The organism is Pseudomonas sp. GM80, from assembly GCF_000282515.1.
In the GTDB taxonomy this organism is placed as follows: Bacteria; Pseudomonadota; Gammaproteobacteria; order Pseudomonadales; family Pseudomonadaceae; genus Aquipseudomonas.
Window position 1 is genome coordinate 1 of the sequence record NZ_AKJD01000189.1, and the last position, 10,799, is coordinate 10,799.

A 10,799-nucleotide genomic window follows, 5' to 3' on the forward strand; every position below is an offset into this window, starting at 1 on the left:
GTGGGCGCTTACTTTTGTTTCTTCGGGACTCGCACCACGAGAGTATCCGAATAGATGTCATGCCACGTGCGCTTCTGCTTGTCATACAGCGACCAGAAGAATCCGATCCCGGCGCACAGCCATGACGCAATCGACACCATAAAGCGCAGCAGCGCCTGCCACAGGCTGATCGCGCTGCCATCGGCGTTCTGCACACGAATGCCCCACACCTGCATGCCCAGCGTCTGCCCGCCGTGGGTCCAGAACTTGGCAAAGAATCCAAACAGCACCAACAACAGTACCGTCGAATACAGTGGGTCGCCGTCCATTTTTCCGGCATCGGTCAGCACGCGCAGGCGTTCTTCGCCGATGATCGCGGCCTGGATCAGTTTGTAAATGAAACCGGTGACGATCAGCAGAGCGGTGCACAGCAGGAAGTCATAGAACATCGCGGCCAGACGACGGCCCAGGCCAACGGCAGGAAAATCGCCCTGGGGAGTGAGCAGGTTTTTCGACATGGCAGCCTCTGGACGCTAATGGAAGCGCCATTTTACGGATTCGCGCGCACAAAAAAGCCCCTGATATCAATATCAGGGGCTTTTTCGTTACAGAAGATTAGCCTTCTGCTTGTACTTCGTCAGCCTGCATGCCTTTCTGGCCTTGCACAGCAACGAAAGTCACTTTCTGGCCTTCCTTCAGGCTTTTGAAGCCGTTGCCCTGAATGGCGCGGAAATGCACGAACAGATCCGGACCGCTTTCAGGAGTGATAAAACCAAAACCTTTCTCGTCGTTAAACCACTTGACGGTACCGCTCTGACGTTCAGCCATTTCTTATTTCCTTTGACGCAAAAAATTAATGACAGTCTCCTTCACATGAAAGAGTACTGGGGCTGGTTGCAGGAGAGTAAGAAGACGTCGAACGGGATGTAGCTAACTTGTAGGCTACTGCCCAGGTCACGATTCCAAGCTGACCCATGCAAACACAGTGAACAAACTCTACGCCAACTACGGGAGAAAAAACAAGCCCTGTGAAGACCCCGGTTTTCCTGCGCTTGCTGGTTGTTAGTCGGTCCACTAGTGCAGGCTTAGACGATTTGCTTGTTCAGTTGTTTTCGAACGTTATAAGCAAAGTTCATATTCGAATCGGTTGATAGACAATGCACTGTTTTATGGCGGTTGCGTTACACATTAGTGCACGTTTAACGCAACCGCGTTACTTATAGAAACAGTCAATCAACCACGATAGTAGCGTTGTGGAACAAATGGCATTTTGCTTACAAGCATTTGCACCTTTTTCCCACGCACGATGGCCCAAACAGCTGTATCAAGTGCGACATAAGCGCTGTCGAGATAACCCATCGCCAATGGCCCGCCCAAAGTCGGACCGAAACCACCGCTGCACACGCTGCCAATGATTTCGCCAGCCGCGTTGACGATTTCTGCGCCTTCGCGCACCGGGGTGCGTTCTTGTGGCAGCAGGCCTACACGTTTGCGCGCTACGCCATTTTGTTGCTGGGTGAACACGGTCTCAGCGCCCGGGAAACCGCCAGCGCGTGCGCCGTCAGCACGGCGTGGCTTGGAGATCGCCCACAGCAGGCTGGCTTCGATTGGCGTGGTTTCGGTGTTCATGTCGTGGCCGTACAGGCACAGACCCGCTTCAAGACGCAGCGAGTCGCGAGCACCAAGACCAATGGCCTCGACTTCCGGTTCGGCGAGCAGGGCGCGCGCCAGTTTTGCTGCCTCAGCGGCCGGCACGGAGATTTCGAAACCGTCTTCACCGGTGTAGCCCGAGCGGCTGACGAAGCAATCGACGCCCAGCAACGACACGCGGTTGAACTGCATAAACGTCATCTTCGCCACTTCCGGGGCAAGACGCGCCAGCACCGTAACGGCCGCCGGGCCTTGCAGCGCCAGCAGCGCGCGCTCCTCGAACAGCTCCGTAATGGTGCACTGAGCGCCGATGTGTTTTTGCAGATGAGCGAGATCCTGATCCTTGCACGCGGCGTTGACCACCAGGAACAGCTCATCGTTGCCGAGATTGGCGACCATCAGGTCATCGAGGATGCCGCCGCTCTCGTTGGTGAACATCGCGTAACGCTGCATGCCCACCGGCAGGTCGATGATATCCACCGGCACCAGGGTTTCCAGGGCTTTGGCGGCGTTGGCGCCGGTCAGGCGGATCTGGCCCATGTGCGAGACGTCGAACAGCCCGGCCTGTTCACGGGTGTGCTGGTGTTCTTTCATCACGCCGAGCGGGTATTGCACCGGCATGTCGTAGCCGGCGAACGGCACCATGCGGGCGCCGAGTTCGATGTGCAGAGCATGCAGCGGGGTTTTCGACAGTTGTTCGGTGGACATGCGGAACTCCTTGATTCACACCAACCCTCTCCCAGAGAGAGGGGGCTAATTAGCATTCGATAATGTTGACCGCCAGACCGCCGCGGGCGGTCTCTTTGTATTTGCTTTTCATGTCGGCGCCGGTCTGACGCATGGTGCGGATGACTTTGTCGAGGGAGACGAAATGCTGGCCGTCGCCGCGCATGGCCATGCGCACCGCGTTGATGGCTTTCACCGAACCCATCGCATTGCGCTCGATGCACGGCACCTGCACCAGTCCGCCAATCGGGTCGCAGGTCAGGCCGAGGTTGTGTTCCATGCCGATTTCTGCGGCGTTCTCGACTTGCTGAACACTGCCACCGAGCACTTCGCACAACGCACCTGCAGCCATTGAGCACGCTACGCCGACTTCACCTTGGCAGCCGACTTCGGCGCCGGAGATCGAAGCGTTTTCCTTGTACAGAATGCCGATGGCGGCTGCTGTCAGCAAAAAGCGCACGACGCCGTCGTCATTCGCGCCGGGGATAAAGCGCATGTAGTAATGCAGCACCGCTGGAACAATCCCCGCCGCGCCGTTGGTTGGCGCCGTGACCACGCGGCCGCCGTTGGCGTTTTCTTCGTTGACCGCCAAGGCATACAGGTTGACCCAGTCCAGTACCGACAACGGATCGCGCAGCGCTGATTCCGGGTTCTTGCACAGCTGCCGATGCAATGCCGCCGCCCGACGTTTGACCTTCAAACCGCCCGGCAAAATGCCTTCGTTACGGCAACCGGCAGCAACGCAGTCCTGCATCACTTGCCAGATGTTCAGCAGCCCGGCACGGGTTTCCGCTTCCGGGCGCCAGGCGCTTTCGTTGGTCAGCATCACCTGACTGATCGACAGACCATAGGTGGTGCAATGGCCGAGCAAGTCCTTGGCACTTTTGAACGGGAAGGTCAGCGGCGTGGCGTCTTCAACGATGCGGTCGGCACCGGCCGCATCCTCATCGACGACAAAACCACCACCGACGGAGTAGTACTCGCGGCTGCGAATCTGCAGCCCGGCCGCATCGAAGGCGCGGAAGATCATGCCGTTGGGGTGATAGGCCAGCGGCTTGCGGATCATTGCCAGGTGTTCTTTCTCGTTGAACGCAATGCTGTGTTCACCGAGCAGATTCAGCCGGCCGTTGCCGCGAATTTCTTGCAGGCGCGCGGCGACGGTTTCGGTATCAACAGTGTCCGGGTGTTCGCCTTCGAGGCCGAGCAGCACGGCTTTGTCGCTGCCGTGGCCTTTACCGGTGGCGCCGAGGGAACCGTACAACTCGACGCGAACGCTGGCGGTGGCCGTCAGCAGGTTTTCACGTCGCAGGCCTTCGGCGAAACGCGCAGCAGCACGCATCGGGCCGACGGTGTGGGAACTGGAGGGGCCGATGCCAATCTTGAACAGGTCGAACACGCTTAACGACATGAGTGGTTCTCCGGTTTCTTGTTATAGGAATTGGCGAAACATCAGGCTGGTTACATCCCCTGTAGGAGCTGCCGAAGGCTGCGATCTTTTGATCCTGATCTTTCAACAGCAAGATCAAAAGATCGCAGCCTTCGGCAGCTCCTTCAGGTGAAGCGGTGGGGGCGAGTGGCTCGCCCCCTACACGTTTAAGCGTAGCTTTCGATCGACGGGCAGGCGCAGACGAGGTTGCGGTCGCCGAAGACGTTGTCGACACGACCGACCGGTGGCCAGTATTTGCCTTCAACCAACGACGCAACCGGGTAAACCGCTTGCTCGCGGCTGTAAGGGTGCGTCCACTCGCCAACCAGTTCCGCCGCAGTGTGCGGAGCGTTTTTCAGTGGGTTGTCGTCCTTGTCCAGCGTGCCGTTTTCCACCGCGCGGATTTCTTCGCGGATGCGGATCATCGCGTCGCAGAAGCGATCGAGTTCTTCCTTGGATTCGCTTTCGGTCGGCTCGATCATCAGCGTGCCCGCGACCGGGAACGACATGGTCGGCGCGTGGAAGCCGAAGTCGATCAGGCGCTTGGCGACGTCATCAACGCTGATGCCGCTGCTGTCTTTCAACGGACGCAGATCAAGGATGCACTCGTGCGCCACCAGACCGTTGCTGCCGGTGTACAGCACTGGGTAGTGCTCTTCAAGGCGACGGGAAATGTAGTTGGCATTGAGGATCGCCAGCTGCGAAGCGCGTTTCAGGCCTGCGCCGCCCATCATGCGAATGTACATCCAAGTGATCGGCAGAATGCTTGCGCTGCCGAACGGTGCCGCGCAGACCGCGCCTTCCTTGCGCTCCATCTGGCCGTGGCCGGGCAGGAACGGCGTCAGGTGCGATTTGACGCCAATCGGGCCGACGCCCGGGCCGCCACCGCCGTGGGGGATGCAGAAGGTTTTGTGCAGGTTCAGGTGCGAGACGTCGCCGCCGAACTTGCCCGGTGCGCAGAGGCCGACCATCGCGTTCATGTTGGCGCCGTCGATGTACACCTGGCCGCCGTTGTCATGAATGATTCCGCAGATTTCGCGGATGCCTTCTTCGAACACGCCGTGGGTCGACGGGTAAGTGATCATCAGCGCGGCGAGGTGTTCGCGGTGCTCGATGGCTTTGGCACGCAGGTCTTCGATGTCGACGTTGCCGCGCGCATCGCACGCAGTCACGACAACGCGCATGCCAGCCATGTTGGCGGTGGCCGGGTTGGTGCCGTGGGCGGACGACGGGATCAGGCAGATGTCGCGACGCTCATCGCCACGGCTCTGGTGATAAGCGCGGATCGCCAACAGACCAGCGTATTCACCTTGCGAACCGGCGTTCGGTTGCAGCGAGATCGCGTCGTAACCGGTGGCGGCGCAGAGCATCGCTTCCAGTTCGTCGGTCAGTTGCTGATAACCGGCGCTCTGTGCGGCCGGGGCGAACGGGTGCAGCGCACCGAATTCAGCCCAGGTCACCGGGATCATTTCGCTGGCGGCGTTGAGTTTCATGGTGCACGAGCCCAGCGGGATCATGGTGCGATCCAGTGCCAGATCCTTGTCCGCCAGTTTGCGCAGGTAGCGCATCAGCTCGGTTTCCGAGTGATAACGGTTGAACACTGGGTGGCTGAGGATTGGCGATTGGCGTACCAGCGATGCTGGGATGGTGCTTTGCACCGAGGCGGCCAGCGCAGCGAAGTCCGGCAGGGTCTTGCCGTCGGCGAACAGGCCCCACAGGGTTTCGATATCCGCCTGAGTGGTGGTTTCGTCGACCGACAGGCCCAGACGTTGAGCGTCGATCACGCGCAAGTTGATATGCGCAGCGTGCGCCTTGTCGTGCAGCGCGGCGGTGTTCGCGCCGGTGGCCACGGTCAGGGTGTCGAAGAAGCTGGCTTGTTCAACTGTCGCGCCCAGCGCGGTCAGGCCCTTGGCCAGAATCGCGGTCAGGTGATGGATGCGCTTAGCGATCTGCGTCAGGCCTTTCGGGCCGTGGTAGACGGCGTACATGCTGGCGATGTTGGCCAGCAGCACTTGCGCGGTGCAGATGTTCGACGTGGCCTTCTCGCGGCGGATGTGTTGCTCGCGGGTTTGCATGGCCAGACGCAGGGCCGGCTTGCCGAAACGGTCGACCGAGACACCGACCAGACGGCCCGGCATATCACGCTTGAACGCATCTTTGGTGGAGAAGTAAGCGGCGTGCGGGCCACCGAAGCCCAGCGGCACGCCGAAGCGTTGTGCCGAACCGATGGCGACGTCCGCGCCGAACTCGCCCGGGGCGGTCAGCAGCGTCAGGGCCAGCAGGTCAGCGGCCACGGCCACCAACGCGTTGGCGGCGTGGAAGCGTTCGGTCAGTTCGCGGTAATCGAACACATCACCGTTGCTCGCCGGGTATTGCAGCAGCGCGCCGAAGAACGGGGTGACGTCAGTCAGTTCACGCTCATCGCCAACAACCACGTCGATGCCCAGTGGCTCGGCACGGGTGCGCAGCACGTCGAGGGTTTGCGGGTGGCTGTGGATCGAGGCGAAGAATTGGTGGCTGCCCTTGTTCTTGCTCAGGCGTTTGCAGAAGGTCATGGCTTCGGCAGCGGCGGTGGCTTCGTCGAGCAAGGATGCGTTGGCGATCGGCAGGCCGGTGAGGTCGCTGATCATGGTCTGGAAGTTCAGCAACGCTTCGAGACGGCCCTGGGAAATTTCTGGCTGGTACGGCGTGTAAGCGGTGTACCAGGCCGGATTTTCCAACAGGTTGCGCAAGATCGGCGACGGCGTGTGGCAGTTGTAGTAGCCCTGGCCGATGTAAGTCTTGAACAGCTGATTCTTGCCGGCGATGCCTTTGATCATTGCCAGAGCATCGGCCTCGCTGAGGCCGTCGTCCATGCCGAGCACGCTGGTGCCCTTGATGCTTTCCGGGATAACGCTGGCGCTCAGCGCTTCGAGCGAATCGAAGCCGAGGCTGTTGAGCATGGCTTGCTCGTCACCGGCGCGCGGGCCGATGTGACGGGCGATGAATTCGTTGGCGGTGCCAAGGTTTACTTGAGTCATGTCGGTGTTCCTCAGGCTTCGGCTTGGGCTTTGATCAGACGGTCGTACGCGTCCTGATCGAGCAGTTTGCCGACAGCGGCGGCGTCGCTTGGCTTGAAGCGGAAGAACCAGCCTTCGCCCAGCGGATCTTCGTTGACCAGTTCCGGGCTGTCTTCCAGCGCCGGGTTGGTTGCCAGCACTTCGCCGTCGAGGGGCATGTATACGCCGCTGGCAGCTTTCACCGATTCCACGGTGGCGGCCTCGGCGCCTTTTTCGTAAGCCTGCAGCTCAGGCAGTTGCACGAACACCACGTCGCCCAAGGCGTTCTGCGCGAAAGCAGTGATGCCGACAGTAACGCTGCCGTCAGCTTCGGTGCGCAGCCATTCGTGATCTTCAGTAAAACGCAACTCGCTCATGGAAACTCCTCAGGGGGCCAGACTCGTCTGGTGGACGCGGTGGAAGGCTTGGGCAGGGAACGCCCTTATTTATGAGGGATGAATAGCAAGAATGCGGCCAAGGTTTATTTATGCTTATAAATCAATGGTTTGAGTGATTTTTTAGAGTAGGATTCAGTGGTGTGTGTAGCGAAATCGCTACGGCATGGAGCGGGGAGAAAAGCTGAACGGGATCAAAGCCTTGCACAGCGGTGTTCAGGGGAGGGTGTAACGATATCATTCCGCTGTAGCGCTTTCAGTACAGGTGGAGGTCGTTTTTAACGCAGATCGAAGGACTGCTGCAAAACCTGTGGGAGCTGGCTTGCCAGCGATAGCGGTGGGTCAGCCAACATTGATGTTGAATGTGCTGCCGTCATCGCTGGCAAGCCAGCTCCCACAGGGTATGAGGTGATCTCAGGGTTTGTTGGGGATGCCGTATTTGCGCAGGCGATGGGCGATGGCCGTGTGCGAGGTTTGCAGGCGGCTGGCCAGTTGGCGCGTCGAAGGGTAGCTGACGTAGAGTTTTTCCAGCAGCGTTTTTTCGAAGGATTCGACCGCTTGTTCAAGGCTGTCGACATCGCTGTCCGTCTGCCGCGCCACCGAGGTGCCGGCGATGTCGAGGTCGCCAATATCCACCAGGCTGCTCTCGCAAATCGCCGCCGCGCGGAAGATCACGTTCTGCAGTTGCCGCACGTTGCCCGGCCAGCGATTGCCGAGCAGCGCCGGGTAAGTCCCTGGTGCGAGGCGGCAGACCGGGCGCTGAATCTGCGCACAGGCCTGCTGCATGAAATAGCGCGCCAACAGCAGAATGTCCTGGCCGCGCTCACGCAGCGGCGGCACTTCAACGTTGAGTACGTTGAGCCGATAGAACAAGTCTTCGCGGAACAGCCCTTCACTGACCATTTTCTCCAGATCGCGGTGAGTGGCGCTGAGGATGCGCACGTTGACCTTCACCTCGCGATCACCGCCCACCCGACGGAAGCTGCCGTCGTTCAGGAAACGCAGCAATTTCGCCTGCAAGTACGGCGACATCTCGCCGATTTCATCGAGAAACACCGTGCCCTGGTTGGCCAGTTCCATCAGCCCCGGTTTGCCGCCACGCGCCGCGCCGGTGAAGGCGCCGGGGGCGTAGCCGAACAGTTCGCTTTCGGCGAGGTTCTCCGGTAGCGCTGCGCAGTTCAACGCCAGAAACGGCGCGCTGTGCCGCGCACTGATCGCGTGGCAGGCACGGGCGACCAGTTCTTTGCCGGTCCCGGTTTCGCCTTGAATCAGCAGCGGTGCATCGAGGGCTGCTACACGCTGCGCGCGGGCCTTGAGGGTGCGGATCGCCGGGGATTCGCCAAGCAGTGCATCGAACCCTTCAGCGTGGTCGTGGTGCAGTGCCGAGAGTTGTTCACCGATACGGTTCGGTTGATACAAAGTGAGCAGGGCGCCAGCGTCGGTGATCGGCGTGGCGTCGAGCAGCAGGGTCTGGCCGTTGACGGTGATTTCGCGCAGCGGCAAACGGAAGCCGTGTTCGAGCAAGGTGTCGAGCAGTCCGGGATCGTTGAACAGTTCGGAGACGCTTTCACCGGCCGGTTCACGACCGTAGAGCGCGATCAACGCCGGGTTGGCCAGCAGCACTTTGCCGGCGCTGTCGAGCGCCAGAACCGGATCGGTCATTGCCGCAAGCAACGCGTCAAGCTGCAGGTGTCGACGCTGGCCGGGGAGGATGTCGACCACGGTCACCGCTTCCACGCCGAGCACGCGGAACAGCGCATCTTTCAGTTCTTCGAGCACTTGCGGACTCAAGGTCGGCGCATCGATGTAGACGTTCGGCGGGATCATCTCCACCGCATCCAGATTGAGATTGCGCCCACCGAGGATAGCCAGGACTTCCTGGGTGATGCCGACGCGGTCGATGAAACTGACGTGGATACGCATGGGGCGGTTCAGTGATCTGCAGAGCGGAGGGTGGCAAGTATGCCTTGGGGCGGGCTAATGGTGAAATCTGTGTCCTGCGCTGATCGTTCCCATGCTTCGCGTGGGAATGCATCCCGTGACGCTCTGCGTCACAGCGGACGCGGAGCGTCCGTGGCGGCATTCCCACGCAGAGCGTGGGAACGATCGATGTGCAAAATCCAGGTTATTCGAAATGCTCAAGATTGACCGGATCCCCGGATTGCATATTCAACTTCTGCCGAATGTCTTCAAACATCAGGTCGTAATGCTTGTGCACCGAACCGATCTGGCTGTGCGCCTTGGGAATCCCGTATTTCTCGGCGATGCGGGTCACGTCACGGGCGAAGTTGTAAGCCTCTTCCTTGGGCAGGAAAAACGTTTCCTTCATGTCCTTGCCCTGCATGCTGCCATGCAGGGTGAACTGTATTCCTTTGCCTTTCGAAGGATCGGTAAACACTTCATAGTCGAGGTGTACGTTGTAATTGACGTCATCGTCGGTCAACGCGTGCCGCTCGATGTGCAAGTGACCAGGTTCGAATTGGGCCATGGTTTTCTCCTTTCAAGGCATGGGAGAAGGGCAGACCCTCGGTCTGCCCCCGGAGTTTCTAATTATCGGTAAGTGATGCCCGGCTTCGCGGTGGTCACACGCGTACCGGCCGTGCCCTGGACGATGGCTTCGATGTCCGCCAGCGAACCGATCACCGCGACCTTGCCAGTCTGGCGCGCGAATTCGCAGGCTGCCTGCACCTTCGGCCCCATGGAACCGGCGGCGAAACCGAGGCGTTCGAGTTCATCCGGGTGCGCTTCGGCAATGGCTTTCTGCGTCGGTTTGCCGTAATCGATGAACGCCGCGTTGACGTCCGTGGCGATCACCAGCAGATCGGCTTCCAGTTGCTCGGCGAGCAGTGACGAGCACAGATCCTTGTCGATTACTGCCTCGATGCCTTTGAGGTTGCGGTTCTCGTCGTACATGGTCGGGATGCCGCCGCCCCCGGCGCAAATCACGATGCTGCCCTTGTCCAGCAGCCACTTGATCGGGCGGATTTCGAAGATGCGTTTTGGCCGTGGACTGGCCACGACACGACGGTACTTATCGCCATCCGGGGCAATCGCCCAGCCTTTTTCGGCGGCGAGTTTTTCCGCTTCGGCCTTGTCGTAGACCGGGCCGATCGGCTTGGTCGGATTCTTGAACGCGGGGTCGTTGGCGTCGACTTCAACCTGGGTCAGCAGGGTGGCGAACGGCACTTCGAAGTCGAGCAGGTTGCCCAGTTCCTGTTCGATGATGTAGCCGATCATGCCTTCGGTTTCGGCGCCGAGCACGTCCAGCGGGTAAGGGGTGACGGAAGTGTAGGCCGCCGCTTGCAGCGACAGCAGGCCGACTTGCGGGCCGTTGCCGTGGGCGATGACCAGTTGGTTGCCGGCATGGATCTTGGCGATTTGCTCGGTGGCGATGCGGATGTTGGCGCGCTGATTGTCAGCGGTCATCGGCTCACCACGGCGGAGCAGGGCGTTACCGCCCAACGCTACGACGATACGCATAATGCAATCCTTTCAGAATTCGATGACCCTGTAGGAGCTGCCGAAGGCTGCGATCTGTTGATCTTGATCTTGAACAAGCAAAGTCAAAAGATCGCAGCCTTCGGC

9 protein-coding genes are annotated in these 10,799 nt (G+C 60.0%); all 9 read right to left on the reverse strand.

The genetic code is table 11. The annotated features are described in order from the left end of the window. Nucleotides 1–8: 8 nt before the first annotated feature. Nucleotides 9–497 carry an RDD family protein gene (locus tag PMI37_RS25435; RefSeq protein WP_008086520.1) on the reverse strand — a complete coding sequence of 163 codons (489 nt, stop codon included), beginning with the start codon at nt 495–497 and terminating at the stop codon, nt 9–11. A gap of 97 nt (nt 498–594) precedes the next feature. Beyond that, nucleotides 595–807, reverse strand: coding sequence for a cold-shock protein (locus PMI37_RS25440; protein WP_003365337.1), 213 nt, complete (start codon nt 805–807; stop codon nt 595–597). Between the two features lie 405 nt (nt 808–1,212). Further along, on the reverse strand, nt 1,213–2,337 hold the full coding sequence (gene gcvT, locus PMI37_RS25445) for a glycine cleavage system aminomethyltransferase GcvT (RefSeq protein WP_008086534.1): 1,125 nt from the start codon (nt 2,335–2,337) through the stop codon (nt 1,213–1,215). Nucleotides 2,338–2,386: 49 nt separating this feature from the next. Further along, nucleotides 2,387–3,763, reverse strand: coding sequence for an L-serine ammonia-lyase (locus PMI37_RS25450; protein ID WP_008086535.1), 1,377 nt, complete (start codon nt 3,761–3,763; stop codon nt 2,387–2,389). 185 nt (nt 3,764–3,948) lie between these two features. Further along, nucleotides 3,949–6,801: an aminomethyl-transferring glycine dehydrogenase gene (gcvP, locus tag PMI37_RS25455; protein WP_008086537.1), complete on the reverse strand. Its 2,853-nt coding sequence runs from the start codon at nt 6,799–6,801 to the stop codon at nt 3,949–3,951. A gap of 11 nt (nt 6,802–6,812) precedes the next feature. After that, entirely contained in the window at nt 6,813–7,196 is a 384-nt protein-coding gene (gcvH, locus tag PMI37_RS25460; RefSeq protein WP_008086539.1) for a glycine cleavage system protein GcvH, read from the reverse strand. A gap of 432 nt (nt 7,197–7,628) precedes the next feature. Beyond that, on the reverse strand, nt 7,629–9,137 hold the full coding sequence (locus PMI37_RS25465) for a sigma-54-dependent transcriptional regulator (protein ID WP_008086541.1): 1,509 nt from the start codon (nt 9,135–9,137) through the stop codon (nt 7,629–7,631). Between the two features lie 202 nt (nt 9,138–9,339). Further along, the gene (locus tag PMI37_RS25470) at nt 9,340–9,702 is read right to left on the reverse strand and encodes a DUF5064 family protein (protein ID WP_008086543.1); all 363 of its coding nucleotides are present in this window, start codon (nt 9,700–9,702) and stop codon (nt 9,340–9,342) included. A 62-nt stretch (nt 9,703–9,764) separates the two neighbouring features. Further along, nucleotides 9,765–10,694 (reverse strand): carbamate kinase, encoded by a 930-nt coding sequence (arcC, locus tag PMI37_RS25475; protein WP_008086544.1) that lies wholly within the window; start codon nt 10,692–10,694, stop codon nt 9,765–9,767. Nucleotides 10,695–10,799 lie beyond the last annotated feature (105 nt).